The 19,920-nt window shown below is 63.5% G+C and carries 16 protein-coding genes and 5 pseudogenes; 10 read left to right on the forward strand and 11 right to left on the reverse strand.

The genetic code is table 11. The features are described from left to right. Positions 1-29: 29 nt before the first annotated feature. A complete protein-coding gene (locus CSV86_RS16330; protein WP_009402947.1) occupies positions 30-962 on the reverse strand; it encodes a chemotaxis protein CheV in 933 nt (310 codons plus the stop codon). A 67-nt stretch (positions 963-1,029) separates the two neighbouring features. Here CSV86_RS16330 and flgA point away from each other — a divergent pair, with 67 nt between their 5' ends. From flgA to CSV86_RS16350, 4 genes and pseudogenes are all read left to right on the forward strand, one after another. Then, positions 1,030-1,782, forward strand: coding sequence for a flagellar basal body P-ring formation chaperone FlgA (gene flgA, locus CSV86_RS16335; protein WP_037061278.1), 753 nt, complete (start codon positions 1,030-1,032; stop codon positions 1,780-1,782). Between the two features lie 180 nt (positions 1,783-1,962). Next, positions 1,963-2,280 carry a flagellar biosynthesis anti-sigma factor FlgM gene (gene flgM / locus CSV86_RS16340; protein ID WP_009402949.1) on the forward strand — a complete coding sequence of 106 codons (318 nt, stop codon included), beginning with the start codon at positions 1,963-1,965 and terminating at the stop codon, positions 2,278-2,280. A gap of 45 nt (positions 2,281-2,325) precedes the next feature. Beyond that, positions 2,326-2,793: a flagellar protein FlgN gene (locus CSV86_RS16345; RefSeq protein ID WP_009402950.1), complete on the forward strand. Its 468-nt coding sequence runs from the start codon at positions 2,326-2,328 to the stop codon at positions 2,791-2,793. Positions 2,794-2,868: 75 nt separating this feature from the next. Beyond that, positions 2,869-3,611, forward strand: a pseudogene (locus CSV86_RS16350) (flagellar brake protein). 37 nt (positions 3,612-3,648) lie between these two features. Here the strand turns inward: CSV86_RS16350 and CSV86_RS16355 are convergent. The 3 genes and pseudogenes from CSV86_RS16355 to bkdR all read right to left on the reverse strand — a co-directional run bounded on the left by CSV86_RS16355 (position 3,649) and on the right by bkdR (position 7,203). Continuing rightward, positions 3,649-4,990: pseudogene (locus CSV86_RS16355) on the reverse strand (MFS transporter). A gap of 152 nt (positions 4,991-5,142) precedes the next feature. After that, entirely contained in the window at positions 5,143-6,384 is a 1,242-nt protein-coding gene (locus CSV86_RS16360; protein WP_170395089.1) for a glutamine synthetase family protein, read from the reverse strand. 327 nt (positions 6,385-6,711) lie between these two features. Beyond that, the gene (bkdR, locus tag CSV86_RS16365; protein WP_009402958.1) at positions 6,712-7,203 is read right to left on the reverse strand and encodes a Bkd operon transcriptional regulator BkdR; all 492 of its coding nucleotides are present in this window, start codon (positions 7,201-7,203) and stop codon (positions 6,712-6,714) included. 199 nt (positions 7,204-7,402) lie between these two features. Here bkdR and CSV86_RS16370 point away from each other — a divergent pair, with 199 nt between their 5' ends. From CSV86_RS16370 to lpdA, 4 genes are read left to right on the forward strand one after another with little or no spacing between them, the layout of a single operon-like run. Then, positions 7,403-8,635 carry a 3-methyl-2-oxobutanoate dehydrogenase (2-methylpropanoyl-transferring) subunit alpha gene (locus CSV86_RS16370; protein ID WP_009402965.1) on the forward strand — a complete coding sequence of 411 codons (1,233 nt, stop codon included), beginning with the start codon at positions 7,403-7,405 and terminating at the stop codon, positions 8,633-8,635. Between the two features lies 1 nt (position 8,636). Next, positions 8,637-9,695 carry an alpha-ketoacid dehydrogenase subunit beta gene (locus CSV86_RS16375; RefSeq protein WP_009402967.1) on the forward strand — a complete coding sequence of 353 codons (1,059 nt, stop codon included), beginning with the start codon at positions 8,637-8,639 and terminating at the stop codon, positions 9,693-9,695. Further along, complete coding sequence (locus CSV86_RS16380; RefSeq protein ID WP_009402969.1) at positions 9,696-10,976, forward strand: dihydrolipoamide acetyltransferase family protein; 1,281 nt, start codon at positions 9,696-9,698, stop codon at positions 10,974-10,976. 2 nt (positions 10,977-10,978) lie between these two features. Next, positions 10,979-12,367: a dihydrolipoyl dehydrogenase gene (gene lpdA, locus CSV86_RS16385; protein ID WP_009402972.1), complete on the forward strand. Its 1,389-nt coding sequence runs from the start codon at positions 10,979-10,981 to the stop codon at positions 12,365-12,367. Between the two features lie 106 nt (positions 12,368-12,473). Here the strand turns inward: lpdA and CSV86_RS16390 are convergent. Both CSV86_RS16390 and CSV86_RS16395 read right to left on the reverse strand, forming a co-directional pair. Beyond that, a pseudogene (locus CSV86_RS16390) lies at positions 12,474-13,195 on the reverse strand (TylF/MycF/NovP-related O-methyltransferase). After that, positions 13,192-14,057 (reverse strand): annotated as a pseudogene (locus tag CSV86_RS16395) (2OG-Fe(II) oxygenase family protein). Before CSV86_RS16395 ends, CSV86_RS16390 begins: the two co-directional pseudogenes overlap by 4 nt. A 322-nt stretch (positions 14,058-14,379) precedes the next feature. Between CSV86_RS16395 and CSV86_RS16400 the strand changes: the two are divergent. Further along, positions 14,380-14,958, forward strand: coding sequence for a hypothetical protein (locus tag CSV86_RS16400; protein ID WP_205346339.1), 579 nt, complete (start codon positions 14,380-14,382; stop codon positions 14,956-14,958). On the opposite strand, the gene CSV86_RS16405 is transcribed toward CSV86_RS16400, so the two are convergent. Both CSV86_RS16405 and CSV86_RS16410 read right to left on the reverse strand, forming a co-directional pair. Continuing rightward, on the reverse strand, positions 14,955-15,659 hold the full coding sequence (locus CSV86_RS16405; protein ID WP_009402979.1) for a TraX family protein: 705 nt from the start codon (positions 15,657-15,659) through the stop codon (positions 14,955-14,957). The genes CSV86_RS16400 and CSV86_RS16405 overlap by 4 nt on opposite strands. Continuing rightward, entirely contained in the window at positions 15,659-16,474 is an 816-nt protein-coding gene (locus tag CSV86_RS16410; protein WP_009402980.1) for an AraC family transcriptional regulator, read from the reverse strand. The genes CSV86_RS16405 and CSV86_RS16410 overlap by 1 nt, the downstream gene beginning before the upstream one ends. Before the next feature lie 86 nt (positions 16,475-16,560). Between CSV86_RS16410 and CSV86_RS16415 the strand changes: the two genes are divergently transcribed. Continuing rightward, positions 16,561-17,451, forward strand: a complete 891-nt coding sequence (locus CSV86_RS16415; protein ID WP_009402981.1) for a DMT family transporter — start codon at positions 16,561-16,563, stop codon at positions 17,449-17,451. Between the two features lie 66 nt (positions 17,452-17,517). On the opposite strand, the gene CSV86_RS16420 is transcribed toward CSV86_RS16415, so the two are convergent. The 3 genes and pseudogenes from CSV86_RS16420 to CSV86_RS33440 all read right to left on the reverse strand — a co-directional run. Continuing rightward, the gene (locus CSV86_RS16420; protein WP_037061286.1) at positions 17,518-17,856 is read right to left on the reverse strand and encodes a hypothetical protein; all 339 of its coding nucleotides are present in this window, start codon (positions 17,854-17,856) and stop codon (positions 17,518-17,520) included. A 74-nt stretch (positions 17,857-17,930) separates the two neighbouring features. Then, positions 17,931-18,710, reverse strand: a complete 780-nt coding sequence (locus tag CSV86_RS33435) for a methyl-accepting chemotaxis protein (RefSeq protein ID WP_376699766.1) — start codon at positions 18,708-18,710, stop codon at positions 17,931-17,933. Positions 18,711-18,785: 75 nt separating this feature from the next. Further along, positions 18,786-19,871 (reverse strand): annotated as a pseudogene (locus tag CSV86_RS33440) (cache domain-containing protein); the annotation flags it as partial. Between the last annotated feature and the right edge of the window lie 49 nt (positions 19,872-19,920).

The following is a 19,920-nucleotide window of genomic DNA, read 5'->3' on the forward strand; positions in this document are numbered from 1 at the left end:
ACAACGCCAGGGGCCTGAGCCCCCGGCAATTAGTGTGTGGCATTGATCCGGTCGACCACCCGCTGGGCCAGGTCGTCCGGACGGAACTTGGCGAGGAAGTCGTCGGCGCCGACCTTCTTCACCATGGCCTGGTTGAATACCCCGGACAGCGAAGTATGCAGGATGATGTGCAGGTTTTGCATGCGCGGATCGTTGCGGATCTCCGCGGTCAGCGTGTAACCGTCCATCTCCGGCATCTCGATGTCGGAGATCATCATCAGGAACTCTTCTTCCGGGCGCTTGCCCTCGTCGACCAGTTTCTTCAGGTACTCCAGTGCCTGGCGTCCGTCATTCAGCGCGACCACCTCCACACCGACCGTCTGCAGGCAGCGACTGACCTGCTTGCGCGCTACCGATGAGTCGTCCACGGTCAGCACCCGCAGCGAAACGGCCTTGCTGTGCACCTCGGCATTGACCACCCCGGTGGACACCGACTCGGAGGCAGGCGCCACCTCGGCGAGAATCTTCTCGACGTCGATGATCTCGACCATCTTGTTGTCGACCCGGGTCACCGCCGTGAGGTAGTGATCGCGCCCGGTCCCCTTGGGTGGCGGGTGGATCTCTTCCCAGTTCATGTTGACGATGCGCTCCACCGAGTGCACCAGGAAGCCCTGGGTCTTGGTGTTGTACTCGGTAATGATGACGAAGCTCTTGCTCGGGTCCTGGTTCTCCAGGGGAGGCAGACCCGTCGCCATCGCCAGATCCAGGATCGGGATGGTCGCCCCACGAATATTCGCGACACCGCGCACGACCCGACTGGCCTTGGGCAGAAGTGTCAGGCTCGGGCATTGCAGCACTTCCCGTACCTTGAACACGTTGATCCCGTACAACTGCTCGCCGCGCAGGCGGAACAGCAGCAGTTCGAGACGATTCTGTCCTACCAGTTGCGTGCGCTGGTTCACCGAATCCATTACACCAGCCATGCCAGACTCCTCAAACGAAGCATTAGGGCAGCGCGCAGATCGGCACGCGCCTTGCTTTTCTACTTTCATGAATACGAAAACGACATTTTTCCGACGCCTGCACCGCCATCTGCCCGGCTTCCTTGCTGCGCTGTGCCTGTTGACTCCCGGCGCTCGAACTCTGGCTGACACTTTCACCTTGCCTGAAGTGCTTATCGGTGTCACCCAGGGGTTTCTTGAGTTTTCCGTAGAAGACTATTTGCAAAAGAGCCAGACCGAAGGCCGCTACGAGATCCAGGTGAACAACCTCGACCCGCGGCTGCGCATGCCGCTGTGCAGCGAGCAGCTCGGCGCCAGCCTGGAAAGCCCGGCCCAGCCACTGGGCCGGGTGACGGTGCGGGTGCGCTGTGATGGCAGTTCGCCGTGGACGGTATTCGTACCGGCCCAGGTCAAGCTGTTCCGCGATGTGGTGGTGGTCAGCCGGCCACTCAAGCGTGACGCCGTGGTCCAGGAACAGGACGTGACCCTGCGCGAACGCGACGTCGGCCTGCTGAACCAGGGCTTCCTCGCCAGCCTCGACCAGGCCATAGGACAGAAAGTCGTCCGACCAATGGTCATCGACCAGGTCATCACCCCCGTTCATCTGGAACAGGCCGAGGTGATCCGCAAGGGTGATCATGTGGTCATCATCGCCCGCAGTGGCACGCTGGCCGTGCGCATGCCCGGCGAAGCGCTGAGCAAGGGCGGGATGAGCGAGCAGATACGGGTACGCAACCTCAACTCCAAGCGGGTGGTCAAGGCCAGGGTAACCGGTCCCGGCGAGGTGGAGGTTTCCATGTGACCATGTGACACAGGCCACCGCGCGACGAATCAGCGCTGGCGATCAGGAAGCGCATTTTCTAGACTGTGCGTATTACGGATATGACGACCTTGTCACGAATGCCTGTCAATTCGTGCCTAAAGTTTTTTCGGGTCGGCCGAAAAAAGGGCAAGCGTCCTATTTCCGAGAGGTTTTCTGATCATGGTCATCGACTTCAGTCGTTTGAATAACTCCCCGTCAGTGACGGGCGGCCTGCGCACCGGCACCAGCCAGGAAAGCGCCGCCAGCAATCGCGCAGGCCAGTCCGACGCGGCAGCCGTTACCGCACAGAGCGGGGAGACCGTACACCTCAGCCATGAGGCCCAGCAGTTGCAACAGGTCAGCGACAAGCTGCGCGACCAGCCCATCGTCAACAGCGACCGCGTGGCCGCGTTGAAACAGGCCATCGCCGACGGTAGCTACCAGGTCGACGCCAACCGCGTGGCCAGCAAACTGCTCAATTTCGAAGCCCAGCGCTAGCCCTCGGCGCGCTGACTTCAAGGACGCCAAGACCAAGAGCCAGCCATGCACGATACGACCCTGCTGCAACTGATCGAAGAAGATATCGGCCCGGCCGAGCAATTGCTGCAGCTGCTGCGGGACGAATACGTCGCCCTGCACGGCCGTGACATGCCGGCACTGGAAGACATCCTGGCCTACAAGCAGTCGCTGGTAGTCCTGCTCGATCAGCACGGTCGTCGGCGCAGCGAGCTGCTCGCAAGCCTCGGCCTGACCCCGGATCGTGCCGGCGTCGAGGCCCTGGCCAGCCAGTCGCACCTTGGCCCGCAATTGCTCCAGCAACTCGACGTACTGGGCAACCTGCTCAACGAGTGCAAGGCGGTCAACGAGCGCAACGGCGAATCCATCACGCTTCAGCAGGCCACCACGGCCAACCAGATCAGAATCCTCATGGGCGGCGAAGCCCCTTCGCTATACGACAGCCGGGGCTCGACCTCGCCGCTTGCCAAGCCTCGTGCACTCAGCCAGGCGTGACCCTCTATCAAGCCATAGCGCATACTGGCAAAATGCCTTGTGCGTGTGTCGTTTTTGCCTGGAGATTCATCAACCGTGTTCAATGACGTAGAAGCTCCGCAGCCTCCGAAGGTGTTCAACACGCCTTTGGAAATTGCCGCCAACCTGCGGATGCTGCAAGAGAGCCATGATCCGCTGATCATTACCTTCCATGAGCGCAGCCAGCGTTTCCAGAGCTACGTGGTCGAGGTCGACCGTGACAACAACGTCCTGGCCCTGGATGAAATGATCCCCCGCGACGGCGAACGTTTCCTGGAAAACGGCGAGCCCTTTCGGGTCGAAGGTTTCCATGACGGCGTGCGGATCGCCTGGGAATGCAACCAGCCACTGACCATCGACTCTTCCGGCGACGTGCGCTGCTACCGCGGCACCCTGCCCGAGGAAGTGACCTACCATCAGCGCCGCAATGCCTTCCGTGCCGCCCTCAAGCTCTCGCAACTGGTCGACATCGTCCTTGACGGTGACAAGCTCAAGGGCGTGGGTGCCATCCGCGGCAAGCTTCTGGACATCTCTGCCACCGGCTGCAAGCTGCGCTTCGAAGGCAATATCGAAGAGCGCCTGCAACTGGGCCAGGTCTACGACAAGTTCGCCGCCAGCGGGCCCTGAGCCTGACCCAGATGTCGGTGGAACTGCGCCATCTGCATTTCGAGGAGCGCCTGAACGCCACCTTCGCCGGCGTGCGCTTCCATAACCTGACCGGGCAGATGCAGCGCAAGATCGAGAGTTTCGTCTATCAATTGCAGCGCGAAGCGCGACGCTTCGACAAAGACGACTACTGACAGGAAAACGGGGACCGCATGCGGTCCCAGTTTTGTTTCAAAGCGGCTTGGCCGGTTCCTCGACCACCTGCCCTTCCTTGACCTCCCCCGCCTCGTCCTCGGCTTCGGTATCCTCGGCTGCGACCGGCGTCTGCATCTGTTCCTGAACCACCTGCTCGTTGACCCGCGGGTCGAGGGCAGCGGCCAGGGGCGAGCTGGCTGCCGGCATGGCCACGTGGGACAACGGCGCATCTTCCACCTGGTGCAACCCGGTGACCGCATCGGGACGAATGCGCCAGACCAGCACCAGGGCGAAGAAGGTGAAGAAGGCATAGAGCATCTGGTCGCCAAAGGCCTTCATCAGCACCCCTGCCGCCAGTGGCCCGATACTCGCGCCGACGCCATAGGTGACCAGCAGCATCGCCGTCAGCGAGACCCGCCGCTCGCTTTCCACGTGGTCGTTGGAGAAGGCCACGGCCAGTGGGTACAGGCAGAACTGCAGGAGCGAGACGAGGAAGCCGGCCGCGAACAGCACCGCCATCGGCACCCCGGCAGGATCGCCAACGGCAGCGAGGCGATCGCCAGGCCGATGGCCACGCTGCGGATCAGCACGGCACGGTCGTAGCGGTCCGACAGCCAGCCCAGCGGCCATTGCACCAGCAGGCCGGCGAAGATGCACACGCCCATGAAGATACCCACCTGCTCGGTACTCAGGCCCTGCTTCGAGGCATAGAGCGGTGCCAGGCCATAGAACGAACCGACGATCAGCCCGGAGCCCAGCACCGTGCTCAACGACTGCGGCACCCGCTTGATGAAGAAACGCGGCTCCATCGGGGCCGGCCGCAGCGGCGCCGGGTGGATGCGCCGGGTCAGGGCCACCGGCACCAGGCACAGTGCAAAGCACATCGCCACCAGCATCAGCAGCTCGGGGCCAGTTGCGGATGGACTACGAGGATCAACTGGCCCAGGACCAGGCCCAGGTAGGAGGCGATCATGTAGCCGCTGAACACCGCGCCACGATGCTTGGCATCGGCCTGCTCGTTGAGCCAGCTCTCGATGACCATGTACTGGCACATCATCCCGAGGCCGACGATGACCCGCAGGAACAGCCACGCCGGCAGGAAGCTGACCAGGCCGTGACCCAGTACCGCGGCACCGACGATCCCGGCGCAGGTGGCATAGGCGCGGATATGTCCGACCCGGGCGATCAGGCGGTGACCGATCTTGCCACCCAGAGCCAGACCGAAATAGTTGGCAGCCATCAGGGCACCGACCCACAGGCTGTCGACCTGGTCGGCGCTAAGGCGCAGGGCAAGGTAGGTGCTCAGCAGGCCGGAGCCGATCAACATCATCAGAGCAGCGAAGTACAACGCGCGAAAAGACTTCCAGATAGTGCGCATCAGCGTCCCGAACGACCTCTTGGGCTGGTGGAAAAACTGCGTGAAAGCATAAGTGATTATTCCGGCCGCGCGGCCGGCACCGGCGAAAAAAACAAAAGGCCGATTACGCCAGGAACCCGCGTAATCGGCCTTCTAATTCCGTGGATTGCCGGTCAGGCCTGGGCCGCCAGTACGCGCCGCTCCCAAGGGGTGATCTCATCGAAGAAGCTGGTCAGCTCCTGGGTCTTGGTGGCGATATAACCGGCGATGAACTCCTCGCCGAACAGCTCCCGCGCCAGGCTGCTGCGCTTGAGACGATCGAGCGCCGCATGCAGCGTGCACGGCAGCGACAGGTGATCCGGCACCGCGAACTCACCCTGGATCGCCGGGGCCGGTTGCAGGCCGTTCTCGATGCCATGCAGACCGGCGGCGAGGCTGGCGGCGATGGCCAGGTAGGGGTTGGCATCGGCCCCCGGCAGGCGGTTTTCCACACGCCGGGCCACGGGTGAACTGGCCGGAATGCGCAGGCCGGCGGCGCGATTGTCCTCGGACCAGCATGCATTGTTCGGTGATGCGTAGGGATGGCACAGGCGCTGGTAGGAGTTGACGTTCGGGGCGAACAGCGCCGTGAAGTCGGCCATGCACGCCTGCTGACCACCGATGAAATGCAGGAAGGTATCGGTGGGCTTGCCGTCGGCATCACTGAAAACGTTCCGGCCGCTGCCAATCTCCACCACGCTCTGGTGAATGTGCATCGAGCTGCCCGGGGTATGTGCCAGCGGCTTGGCCATGCACACCACGGTCAGGCCGTGCTTGAGCGCAACCTCCTTGAGCAGGTGCTTGAACAGGAAGGTCTGGTCGGCCAGCAGCAGCGGATCGCCGTGCAGCAGGTTGATCTCGAACTGGCTGACGCCCATCTCGTGCATGAAGGTATCGCGCGGCAGCCCCAGCGCTGCCATACAGCGGTACACCTCCTGGAAGAACGGGCGCAAGCCGTTGTTGGAACTGACGCTGAAGGCCGAATGGCCGTCTTCGCGGCGCCCGTCCAGGCCCAGCGGAGGCTGGAATGGCCGGGTCGGGTCAGTGTTGGGTGCGAAAACGAAGAACTCCAGCTCGGTCGCCACCACCGGCGCCAGGCCGCGTGCGGCATAGCGGGCGATCACTGTCTTGAGCAAGCCGCGGGTGGACAGGCCGGAACGTTCGCCGCTCAATTCGTCGGCATCGCAGATGGCCAGGGCTCGGGGTTCGGCGCTCCAGGGCAGGCGGTGGATCTGCGCCGGATCGGCGACCAGTGTCAGGTCTCCGTCATCGCCGCCATAGAAGCGCGCCGGCGGGTAACCGCCCATGATGCATTGCAACAGCACGCCTCGCGCCAGTTGCAGGCGTCGGCCTTCGAGGAAGCCCTCGGCGGTCATCACCTTGCCGCGCGGCACGCCATTGAGATCCGGCGTAACGCATTCGATTTCATCAATGCCCGTCAGGCGCTCTTCCAGGGAACGCTGAACATTGGTCGTCATGACTCTGTCCTTGTTGTTTTCGCATGCCGGAAACGGCGACCCGGACAACATACTCAGGGGCTGTTCAAAATATCAAGCGGTGATGGCGGCGACTGATCGTGATTTTCTACACCTTTAGAGATGTTTTGCTCTCAGGGGCCCTATCGCTGGCAAGCCAGCTCCCACAGGTCCGACGGTGAACACAATCCCTGTGGGAGCTGGCTTGCCAGCGTTGAGGCCCTCAAATCAACGTGGCTCGCGCAGGGTCAACCCATTGGCCGGCAACGGCAGCGCCGTCTTGTACCTGACCTGCTTCAAGGCAAAGCTCGACCTGATATTCGCCACCCCCGGCAACCGCGTCAGGTAATCAAGAAACCGCTCCAGCGCCTGGATGCTTGGCAGCAACACCCGCAGCAGATAATCCGGGTCCCCGGTCATCAGGTAGCACTCCATTACCTCGGGCCGTTCGGCGATTTCTTCCTCGAAGCGATGCAGCGACTGCTCCACCTGCTTCTCCAGGCTGACGTGAATGAACACGTTGACATCCAGCCCCAGTACCTCCGGCGCCAGCAAGGTCACCTGCTGGCGAATCACGCCGCATTCCTCCAGCGCCTTGACCCGGTTGAAGCAGGGCGTCGGCGACAGGTTCACCGAACGCGCCAGTTCGGCGTTGGTGATCCGCGCGTTTTCCTGAAGGCTGTTGAGAATGCCGATGTCAGTGCGATCCAGTTTGCGCATGAGATAAATCTTCCCGCCTTTTGTTCTTTTGCAGAATATTTATCCGTCCGCTCGAACAAAGGCAACGAACATCAGAAAAATATTCTTCCGGGGCCGGAATATCATTAAGACAAGACTGACTTCCCGGTCACAAGCCGGGTCCCAGTAGCTACTGCGTCAAAGCTCAACAAAAACACAAGACAGAGCGAGCGTAAAAAGCATGAACGAGTACGCCCCCCTGCGTTTGCATGTGCCCGAGCCTACCGGCCGGCCAGGCTGCCAGACCGATTTCTCCTACCTGCGCCTGAACGACGCAGGTCAAGTCCGCAAACCCGCCATCGACGTCGAACCTGCCGATACCTCGGACCTGGCCTACAGCCTGATCCGCGTTCTCGACGCCGAAGGCAATGCAGTAGGCCCTTGGGCCGAGGGCATCGACCCGCAGGTCCTGCGCCAGGGCATGCGGGCAATGATGAAGACCCGCCAGTTCGACAGCCGCATGGTGGTTGCCCAGCGCCAGAAGAAAATGTCCTTCTACATGCAGAGCCTGGGCGAGGAAGCCATCGGCAGTGCCCAGGCCCTGGCCCTGAACCGCAGCGACATGTGCTTCCCGACCTATCGCCAGCAGAGCATCCTGATGGCCCGGGAAGTGTCGCTGACCGAGATGATCTGCCAGTTGCTGTCCAACGAGCGCGATCCGCTCAAGGGTCGCCAGTTGCCCATCATGTACTCGGTGCGCGAGGCCGGCTTCTTCACCATCAGCGGCAACCTTGCCACCCAGTTCGTCCAGGCGGTCGGCTGGGCCATGGCCTCGGCGATCAAGGGCGATACCAAAATCGCCTCGGCCTGGATCGGCGACGGTGCTACCGCCGAATCCGATTTCCATACCGCCCTGACCTTCGCCCACGTCTACCGCGCCCCGGTGATCCTCAACGTGGTCAACAACCAGTGGGCCATCTCCACCTTCCAGGCCATCGCCGGTGGCGAAGCCACCACCTTCGCCGGCCGTGGCGTGGGCTGCGGCATCGCCTCGCTGCGGGTGGACGGCAACGACTTCGTCGCGGTGTACGCTGCCTCGCGCTGGGCCGCCGAACGCGCCCGCCGCGGCTTCGGCCCGACGCTGATCGAGTGGGTCACCTACCGCGCCGGCCCGCACTCCACGTCCGACGATCCCTCGAAATACCGCCCCGCCGACGACTGGATTCACTTCCCGCTGGGCGATCCGATCGTGCGCCTGAAACAGCACCTGATCGCCAACGGCCATTGGTCCGAAGAAGAGCACCAGCAGGTCAGTGCCGAGCTGGACGCGGAAATCATCGCCGCGCAGAAGGAAGCCGAGCAGTACGGCACCCTGGCCAGCGGACAGATGCCGAGCCCGGCCTCGATGTTCGAGGACGTCTACAAGGAAATGCCCGCGCACCTGCGCCGGCAGCGCCAGGAACTGGGGATCTGACATGAACGACCACAACACTTCCATCCAGGTTGAAACCGCCATGTCGACCACCACCATGACCATGATCCAGGCCCTGCGCTCGGCCATGGACATCATGCTCGAGCGCGACGACAACGTGGTCATCTACGGCCAGGACGTCGGTTACTTCGGCGGTGTGTTCCGCTGCACCGAGGGCCTGCAGAGCAAGTACGGCAAGTCCCGGGTGTTCGATGCACCGATCTCGGAAAGCGGCATCGTCGGCACCGCCGTCGGCATGGGCGCCTACGGCCTGCGCCCGGTCGTGGAAATCCAGTTCGCCGACTACTTCTACCCCGCCTCCGACCAGATCGTTTCCGAGATGGCCCGCCTGCGTTACCGCTCGGCCGGTGAATTCGTCGCCCCGCTGACCCTGCGCATGCCCTGCGGCGGCGGAATCTACGGCGGCCAGACCCACAGCCAGAGCCCCGAGGCGATGTTCACCCAGGTCTGCGGCCTGCGCACGGTGATGCCATCCAACCCCTACGACGCCAAGGGCCTGTTGATTGCCTCGATCGAATGCGACGACCCGGTGATCTTCCTCGAACCCAAGCGCCTGTATAACGGCCCCTTCGACGGCCACCATGATCGCCCGGTAACCCCTTGGTCGAAGCATGCAGCCAGCGCCGTGCCGGACGGCTATTACCAGGTGCCGCTGGACAAGGCGGCAATCACCCGCCCTGGCAACGACGTCACCGTACTGACCTATGGCACCACGGTCTACGTGTCCCAGGTCGCCGCCGAGGAAACCGGCGTCGATGCCGAGGTCATCGACCTGCGCAGCCTGTGGCCGCTGGACCTTGAAACCATCGTCGAGTCGGTGAAGAAGACCGGCCGTTGCGTAGTGGTGCATGAAGCCACGCGCACCTGCGGCTTCGGTGCCGAGCTGGTGTCGCTGGTCCAGGAACATTGCTTCCACCACCTGGAAGCGCCCATCGAACGCGTCACCGGCTGGGACACCCCCTATCCGCACGCGCAGGAGTGGGCGTACTTCCCTGGCCCTTCGCGGGTCGGTGCGGCATTGAAACGGGTCATGGAGGTCTGAATGGGCACGCACGTCATCAAGATGCCGGACATCGGCGAAGGCATCGCGCAGGTAGAGCTGGTGGAATGGTTCGTCAAGGTCGGTGACACCATCACCGAGGACCAGGTGGTGGCCGATGTCATGACCGACAAGGCCACGGTGGAAATTCCTTCGCCGGTCTCCGGCAAGGTCCTGGCCCTGGGCGGCCAGCCCGGCGAGGTCATGGCGGTGGGCAGCGAGCTGATCCGCATCGAAGTCGAAGGGGCCGGCAATCATCAGGAAAGCGCCGGCAAGCCGGCACCGGTGGTTGCAGCAGCACCCGAGCCGAAACCGGCTCCAGCTCCGGCAGCGGTGGAAGCGCCGGCGGCCAAACCGCACATCGCCGCCGCAGCGGTCGAGAAGGCACCGATCGTACCCCGTGGCGCCAATGAAAAACCCCTCGCCTCCCCCGCCGTGCGCAAGCGCGCCTGGGATGCCGGGATCGAACTGCGTTACGTCCACGGCAGCGGCCCGGCCGGGCGCATTCTTCACGAGGACCTCGACGCCTTCCTCACCCAGCCGACCCGCAGCGGCAACGGCGCCCCGGGCGGCTACGCCAAGCGCGAGGACAGCGAGCAGATCCCGGTGATCGGCCTGCGCCGCAAGATCGCCCAGCGCATGCAGGACGCCAAGCGCCGCGTCGCCCACTTCAGCTATGTGGAAGAGATCGACGTCAGCGCCCTGGAAGAACTGCGCCAGCACCTCAACGGCAAATACGGCGAAAGCCGCGGCAAGCTGACCCTGCTGCCGTTCCTGGTGCGCGCCATGGTCGTGGCCCTGCGCGACTTCCCGCAGATCAACGCCACCTATGACGACGAAGCCCAGGTCATCACCCGCCACGGCGCGGTGCACGTGGGCATCGCCACCCAGGGCGACAACGGCCTGATGGTGCCGGTGCTGCGCCACGCCGAAGCCGGCAGCCTGTGGCATAACGCCAGTGAGATCTCGCGCCTGGCACAGGCCGCACGCAGCAACAAGGCCAGCCGCGACGAACTCAGCGGCTCGACCATCACCCTGACCAGCCTCGGCGCGCTGGGCGGCATCGTCAGCACGCCGGTGGTCAACACCCCGGAAGTGGCGATCGTCGGGGTCAACCGCATCGTCGAGCGGCCCATGGTGGTCAACGGCCAGATTGTCATCCGCAAGATGATGAACCTCTCCAGTTCCTTCGATCACCGGGTGGTCGATGGCATGGACGCCGCACAATTCATCCAGGCCGTGCGCGGCCTGCTCGAACAACCTGCCAGCCTGTTCGTGGAGTAAGCATGCAGACCCTGGACACCACCCTGCTGATCATCGGCGGCGGCCCCGGCGGCTATATCGCCGCGATCCGCGCCGGACAACTGGGCATTCCCACCATCCTGGTCGAAGGCCAGGCCCTCGGTGGCACCTGCCTGAACATCGGCTGCATTCCGTCGAAGGCGCTGATCCACGTGGCCGAGCAGTTCCATCAGATCGAGTTGCACAGCCAGAAATCGACCCTCGGCATCAAGGTCGCCGCGCCAAGCCTGGACATCGGGCAGAGCGTGGCCTGGAAGGACGGCATCGTCGACCGCCTGACCACCGGCGTCGCCGCCCTGCTGAAGAAAAACGACGTCAAGGTGATCCACGGCTGGGCCAAGGTCATCGACGGCAAGCTGGTGGAAATCGACGGGCAGGACCTGCGCATCCGCTGCGAGCACCTGCTGCTCTCCACCGGCTCCAGCAGCGTCGAGTTGCCGATGCTGCCGCTGGGCGGCGCGGTGATTTCCTCCACCGAAGCCTTGTCGCCCAAGGCCCTGCCCAAGCGCTTGACCGTGGTCGGCGGCGGCTATATCGGCCTGGAGCTGGGCATCGTCTACCGCAAGCTCGGCGTGGAGGTGAGCGTGGTGGAAGCCCGCGAACGCATCCTGCCGACCTACGACGCCGAACTGACCCAGCCGGTGGCCGAATCGCTGAAGAAGCTTGGCGTGCAGCTGTACCTCGGGCACAGCGTCGAAGGTTTCGACGCCGCGACCAATCGCCTGAAGGTGCGCCAGCCGGATGGCGAGGAGCTGACCCTGGAAACCGACCAGGTGCTGGTCGCCGTGGGACGTCGTCCGCGTACCAGAGGCTTCAACCTCGAAGCCCTGGACCTGAAGATGAACGGCGCCGCCATCGCCATCGACGAGCGCTGCCAGACCAGCATGCGCAACGTCTGGGCCATCGGTGACGTGGCAGGTGAGCCGATGCTGGCGCACCGGGCCATGACCCAGGGCGAGATGGTCGCCGAACTGATCGCCGGCAGGCAGCGGGCCTTCGCGCCAGCCGCCATCGCGGCGGTGTGCTTCACCGATCCGGAGCTGGTGGTGGCGGGCAAGACGCCGGAGATGGTCAAGGAAGAAGGCCTCGATTGCCTGGTGGCGCAGTTCCCCTTCGCCGCCAATGGCCGGGCCATGACCCTGGAATCGAAGAGCGGCTTCGTGCGCGTGGTGGCGCGGCGTGACAATCACCTGATCGTCGGCTGGCAAGCGGTGGGCGTCGGGGTTTCCGAACTGTCCACGGCCTTTGCCCAGTCACTGGAGATGGGCGCGCGGCTGGAGGATGTGGCGGGGACCATCCATGCCCATCCGACACTGGGTGAGGCGGTGCAGGAAGCGGCGCTGCGGGCGTTGGGCCACCCATTGCATATATGAAGGAAGATCAAAAAGCGGGCCGCGGTTCCCGTGGGCTTGCCAGCGATTGCAATGGTGGATCCACTACTGCAACTGCTGGCAAGTCCGCTCTTGATTTCCGGGACGGTCAGACGCGGAAATACCCCACCGAAGAATCGAACGGCAAACGCTTGAGCTCCACCTTGTTCAGGTCCAGCACATCACGCAGCGCGGCAGTCTCGCCTGGGAAGTTGCGATAGGCGACTTCGTCCAGGACCACGATGGCGCCCTTCGGCATGTACGGCAGGAAGGTTTCCAGGGCGACCTTGGTCGACGAGTACAGGTCGGTGTCGAGGATCAGCATGGCCACTACCAGGTCCGGACGGGTCTTGACGAAGGCCGGTACGGTTTCAAGGATGTCGCCCTTGACGATCTCGCAACGCGGGATGCGGTTGACCGGACGCACCAGGTCGTTGGCGTCGATCATGTCCTGGATCAGGCTCTCGTCGGTGTCGGAGAACATGCTTTCGTTGATGTCCGCCGGGTCTTCCTTGGCATCGATGCTGGCAAAGCCCTGGAAGGTGTCGAAGCCGATGATCGAACGGTTGATCGCATACGGCTCGAGGATCATCGACAGCTGCATGTAGAGCATCAACGAGTTGCCCTTGTACACGCCGCATTCAACGATGGCGCCAGGGATGTCCTGGACCATCTTGAACAGTTCGATCCGCGACAGCGCCGCAGTCACGGCGATGCGGTTGGCGAAGACGAAGGGGCATCGGCCACGTATTGGGCATCGACACGGCTCAGCACGCTGGCGCGCTTTTCGTTGTACTCGACCTCGGCAGCGGTCAGACGACGCTTGGTCATGGGTTAACTCCCTGGAATTGCGAAAAGTCGCTGGCATGGAAAAGGTCTTTGAAGCCGGCTTCCACGTCGAAACAACCGTTGTCGACATTCGGCGCGCCGCGCTTGTGAATCAGGTCCTGCAGGTGGATCAGGCGGAAATCCACGCTGAAGCGGATCCGGTCGGTGTGGTTGGCCACGGTGCCGTGCAGGTGGGCGCCGGAGAACATCAGGATTTCGCCGCTGTTGCCGGCGATGCGCAGTTCGGCACTGGCGTCGATCTCTTCCAGGGGCACGGGGTGCACACGGTTTTCCTGGGTGATGTTGTCCTTGGCCTTGAGGCGCTGGTTGCTGATCCAGTCGGTCAGGCTCCAGCTGGGGACGAGTTCTGCACCGGCCTGGTGAAGTACGCCGGGTTGATCATCATGGTCTGCCCGGGCTCGATGCTGTAGATCGGCATCCAGGTATTGAGCTGGCAATCGACGCTGCCATACCAGGTATCGCGGTGAGGCTTGTAGGCATAGCTGACGCCGGCGTGCAGGTAGTCGTAGTTGGGGACCACGCGCACCCGCGGGACATCGAAGATGTAGTCGTTCGGGTCGGCACCGATTTCCAGGATGTAGTCGCGGATCAGCGCCTTGGCCTGTGGCCCGTTGGTGAACTTGCGCTTGAGCCGAGTGACATGCTCGACGAAGGTTTCCACCGGCATCTTCTTGTGCAGCGACAGGTGGTCGGTCTCGCCGTCGAAGGCTTCGGTGATGCTGTGCCGGGCCAGGGCGCAAAGCTCATGGGCGCTGCGCAGATGGGTATCGAGGAAGATGTCGCCCGCATAGACCTGCTCGCGGAATGCCGGCTTCTTCTGCAACTGGTTGATGTAGAGATTCATGGGTGCCTCTTCCTCATTAAGACTGATGCCCGCCGGGCGGGCCATGAATTGAAGTGGACGCAAGGCGACGTCCCCCTGCCCGACCGGCAGGGAACTCCAACCGCATGGGCTGCCGGGTCATGGCCCGGCTGTAGTGATCTTGTGATCGGCATCACGCAGGCAAACTTTAATGCCGCCCGGCTTGCCGCGAGCGGCAAGGGGTTTCCGCCCGGAGGCACAGCGGCGCCCCCTCTGGAGGGGCAAAGCCGCGGTACACAAGGGTTTTACCAGACTGGCACAGCTATTGCCCGTACTGGTGGTCCAATTCAAGGAGATCGATCCTGTGAGCATCATCAATGGCCATGGCTGGCAGAACGCTGCCGTCCAGCAACAGCGAAACCTGCCTGCCGCCAGCGGCGTGGACGAGCAAACCTATCAGGTGCAGACAGCCAAGGTGTCGCTGGTTTCCAGCGTCGCCAGTGCGGCGGCAACACGCAACGCTTCCAGCTCCACCTACCAGGATGCCAAGGACGCGCAGGACGAAGCGTTCGCCAAGCTCAAGGTAGCCTTGCAGAACCCCGCCGACAGCGACGCGACCAGCCGCAGCGCAGCCCAGGAATTCCGTGACTACATGGCGCTTTCGCCAGCGGAGAAGATCCGCCTGAAGATGCTCGGCGAGCTGGGCCTGACCGAGGCAGACTACGAGGCCCTGCCACCCGAGAAGAAGGACGCGATCGACAAGCAGATCGCCTTGCGCTTGAAGGAGGAAAGCGAGATCAAGTCCATGGCCGGGATGGAGCCGCAGATGCAGGCGGCAGTGGCGGCACAGACCTTGATCAGGCCGCTGAGCGAGGTGGAAGCAACAGACCCGGCGCAGTTGCGCAAGGACAAGGAGGATCGGGAGGATCCGCTGAATGTCTAGGAGCCTGTGCCCGCCCGAACCATGTGAGCGAACACGCTGATCGCGGCAAGGTGCAACGGATAGAACGCCCAGGCCCACCGCCCCACCGGCGGCACCGGGCCGGGCCATTCGTGGCGCAGCAAGGCCAGGCCGAGCGACACCGCCATGAACGCGGTACCGGCTACCGTCAGCGAAACCGGCGCCAGCGGATGCTGGAACAGCCAACCATTGGTGAAATTCCCGGCGACCGCCAGCAATCCAGCCAGCCAGGCAAACCGCCGCTCTTTCAACGCGATCAGCAACGCCGCCGGCAGCAGCACGCCCGGCAGACCGTACATCAGCCAGGCGTTGCCCAGCGTCGCGACCAGCGCAGCCACCAGCGCCAGCCACGTCGCGGCACGGGTGCGCAGATGCACACCCCAGGCGAGCAGCAGGCCAAGGCCCAGGGTCGGCATTACGTTCAGGGTCGGCGAGCCGTTGTCGAGCCAGCGATACGGCACCTCGGACAGCAGCGAAAAACCCAGGAACCACCACAGGTATCGCCACTGGATAGTCGTCGCGCGCAGCACATTCGCCGCCAGTGCCAGGCAGAAGAACGGGAACGCAAGGCGCCCGGGAATGAACAGCCACTCCTGCTGCGGCCACAGGTAACGCAGGTGATCGCCGATCATGCTGACGATCGCCAGCCACTTGAGCAGATCGAGGGACGCCGAGCGAGCCATCAACGCGACCGGAACGCCGCCGGGGTCACCCCGACCACCTTCTTGAAGGCGCGGGTCATATGGCTCTGGTCGAAGAAGCCACAGGCCAGGGCCGTCTCGGCCAGGTCGGTACCCAGGCGCAACAGCACCTGGGCCCGCGCCACTCGCTTCTGGATCTGGTAACTGTGCGGTGCCACCCCGACCTCGCGCTTGAACACGCGGATCAGGTAGAGCGGGTCCATCCCGGCATCCAGGCCAAGGGTTTCCAGGGACAGGTTGTGCTCCGCTTCCTGGTCAAGACGCCTGCGAATGCGCCGCACCGCCTCGCGCTCGGGACGACCGGGACGAGCCAGGTCATGCCCGTGCCGTTCGAACAGAGCGGCTAGCGTCTCGACCAGCAGCGTCTCGCGCTCCAGCGGCAACAGCGAATCGGCGAGGCGACCATGGGCCGAGAGCAGGCACCGGGCAAGCGCCGGATCATCGCTCATCGGCGCGCGAAACAGGTGCACGTACTGGCTGGCATGACGTCCGGCCAGCACATGCTCGTTCAACCAGCAAGGATCGACATACAGCATGCGGTAGACCCACCCAGCCTGGTCCACCGGCACCCCGTCATGGATCTCCCCCGGGCTCAGGGTGACCACGGTGCCACTGCCGCCGAGGTGGTGGGCGCCACGGTAATACAGCTTTTCCACCCCGTGGGTGATCACCCCGAAGGCATATCGATCATGGGCATGCCTGCCGAAATGCTGCTGGCTGTAGCGCGCGCTGAGCAGCTCGCAGCCCCCTTCGGGAATGCGCAGGAAACGGGAAAAGTCCTTCTCGTGCGGCGTCATCGGCTGTCCAGTTTCGTCCAATCGTTGCGGAGGCAGGCCTGATAGGTTCTGCGTTCCCAAGCAAACCTGCAAGCGATGCCTTCCACATGCAAAACAAACGTGCCCTCCTGGAACTCACCACTGGCGGCCTGATGCTCAGCCTCTCGGCACTGGCCGTTGCCTTCGCCGATATCGGCGCGGGTGGCGCCGGTTTCTACCGGATGCTGTTCGCCTCGATCCTGTTCTACCTCTGCCTGAAATGGCGCCGGGTACCGGTACGCCTGCCATCGGCGGCGGCCGTGCGCCTCACTGCCCTCGCCGGCCTGTTCCTGGCCATCGACCTGATCCTCTGGCACCACAGCATCTACATCGTTGGCCCGGGGATCGGATCGATCCTGACCAACTGCCAGGTGTTCTTCATGACCCTGCTGGGCCTTTGGTTGCTCAAGGAAAAACCGTCGCTGAACTTCAGCCTCGCCATCGGCCTTGCATTCTTCGGCCTGTACCTGCTGCTGGCACCGGAGATGAGCAACGAAGCCGGCGTGCGCGGCGTACTGTTCGGGATTGCCTCGGGCCTGGCCTATGCGGTCTGCGTCTACTGCCTCAAGGCCGCCAGCCAATTGCCCTGCGGCGGCGGCGACAAGCTCGCGCAGATGCTCAACCTGAGCCTGTGGGCCGGACTGGTGATGCTGGGCTATGCGCTGCTGCGCGGCGAGAGCCTGGTTATCGCTGACGGGCAGACCTTGCTGATGCTGGTGATCTACGGGGTGATGGTGCAGTTCGCAGGCTGGCTGCTGGTGAACCGGTCGATCGGGCATATCAGCCTGGGGCTGGCGGGATTGATCCTGCTGCTGGAGCCGGTGATCACCTATTTCGTGGATGTCGCACTGTTGGGAAAACCCAGTTCCGCAGTCCAGATTGGCGGGGCGTTGCTGACGGTGGTGGCGGTGTATATCGGGTCGTTGCGGCCGCCGGAGAAGGTGTGTGTAACGCAATGAAGGCTTGACGCGAACCGCTGGAAGCAGCGGCTGCGCAGCGCAGCCGCTGTCCAGTCGAGGCGTGACCTAGCGCCTGGCAATACGGTTACGCTCGTGGCGAATACAGCCATCGTAGTAGGTCTTCTTCACCGAGGCCGGTTGCAGGCGACTGCGGCTGGCGTAGGTCTGCTCGGTGATGCCCAGGGCCATCCGCGGCATCCATCGTTCCGCGTACTTGCGCGTCTTGAGATTCTCCCGGGCCCGCCACAGGGTGGTCCCGGAGAGCTTCGAGTGCTGTGCCGAGCGGGCCACTTCCGAGCCCCAGCGGCACATTTCGATCTGTTTCCTGTTCAACTCCCTGGCCTGGGCCGAGGTCATCACCGACATCAGCACCAGGGCCACCGCACCTGCATATCCGAATCGCATCTGGAAAAAGGTCCCACTGTCCAAGAAGCGAAAAATGCTATGCGAAAACAAGGGTTGAAAGGGCCATCACGGCGTTACGACTTGAACCGCCCCACCAGTTGATGCAATTCCTGCGACAGCTCCGAAAGCCGTCCCGAATCCTCCCGCGCAGAGCCTGCCAGTTGCTCCACCACCCGCGCCTCGTCGTAGATCTGCTGGATATGCCGGTTGATCTCCTCGGCGACGCTGTGCTGCTCTTCGGCCGCTGCCGAGATCTGCAGGTTCTGGTCGCGGATCTCGTTGACCGAAAGCTGGATGCCTTCGAAGCTGTCCCGCGCGTTTTCGATGGACGAGACACTGGCCCGGGACAGGTCCAGGCAGCTTTCCATCTTCTCCGAGACTTCCTGGGTCTTGCTGCCGAGGCTGTTGAGCAACTGGTCGATTTCCCCGGTGGAATCGGAGGTGCGCTTGGCCAGCGCGCGTACCTCGTCGGCGACCACGGCGAAGCCCCGGCCCTGGTCTCCCGCCCGCGCCGCCTCGATGGCCGCATTGAGCGCCAGCAGGTTGGTCTGCTCGGCGATACCGCGAATGGTGCCGAGTATCTGGTTGATACTGCGGCTGCCGGCCTCCAGTTCGAGCATGGCCTGGGACGACTCCACCAGGCGGCTGCCCAGGCGGTTGACGTTCTCGGTGGTCTGTTCGATCTGCTGCTTGCCTTCGGCCACCCGGCGATGGCCGTTCTCCGCGGAGTCGGCCGCGCTGCTGCAGGAACGTGCCACTTCATTGGCGGTGGCGACCATTTCGTTGAACGCGGTGGACACCAGTTCCACCGCCTCGCGCTGGCGACCGGCGGCCTCGTTCATGTTCCCGGCCATCTCGCTGTTGGCCCGGGACGCGTCATGCAGGTTGGTGGAGGCCGCGCCGATGCGCTGGATCAGTTGACGGATCGCCGCGAGGAACTTGTTGAACCAGCCTGCCAGTTCGGCGGTTTCGTCCTTGCCATGGACTCGCAGGTCCTGGCGCAGGTCGCCCTCGCCCTCGGCAATCGACTGCAGTCCGCTGCTGACCTGGCCGATCGGCTTGACGATAACCCGCGAGAAGGCCGCCGCGATCACCGCGAACAGCAAGCCCAGCACGATCACGATGCCAGCGGTGAGCCAGGTCATGCGCGTGGCCGTGGCCATCACTTCCTGCTCCTCGATCAGGCCGACGAAGCGCCAGCCCAGGCCGGGCGAGGTCCAGACATTGGCCATGTAGCGGGTCCCGCCGATCTCCACCGCCGTCGAGCCCTGGGTGGTCGCGGCCAGCCTGGCATAAGGTTCGCCCAGGTCCTTGAGCGGCTTGAAGCTGTGGGCGCTGTCACGGGGGTCGACCAGCACGATGTCGTTTTCGATCAGCATCACATAGCCGCTGTCACCCAGCTTGATGCTCTTGACCAGTTCGGTGAGGTTTTTCAAGGAAACGCTGACCACGAACACACCCTTGGCCTTGCCGGCCTCGTCGAGCATGGCGCGAGCGGTGCCGACCAGCGCGACATCGTCCTTGTCGTAGTAATACGCGCTGGTGCGTACGGTCCTGTCGGGGCTGGCCATGGCCGCCTTGTACCAGGGACGGGTGCGCGGATCGTAGTTGGCCAGTTTCGGATCATCCGGCCACTTGGCATAGCTGCCGTCTTCCAGGCCGATGGACAGGATGGCCGCGGCCGGGTGGGTCTCGCCGTACTGGGCGAAGCGGGCGATCACTTGCCTGGCGGATTCCGGCAACGGCTGCTGCGCAGCATCCGGGCCCTGGTAATGTTTCAGTCTGGTGACAGAGGTGTATACAGGATCCTTGGCCATCTGATCGACGTTTTGCTGCGTTCCGTCGAAGAACTGCCGCATGTTGCCGTCGATCTGGCGGATTTCACGGGTGCTGCTGTCGAGGAACTGGCTCACCGCGTCAGACCGGGTATTGCTTACGGCCATGATGCCGACCAGGCTGACCGGGAGGATGGCGACGGATATGAAGGCAAGGGCAAGCTTGGTTTTTATTCTCATGAAAGAGTCACGATCCAGGCAGAAGTTGATCCGTTGGTCAGATAATGGC

The organism is Pseudomonas bharatica CSV86 (genome assembly GCF_000319305.2).
GTDB classification, from domain to species: Bacteria; Pseudomonadota; Gammaproteobacteria; order Pseudomonadales; family Pseudomonadaceae; genus Aquipseudomonas; species Aquipseudomonas bharatica.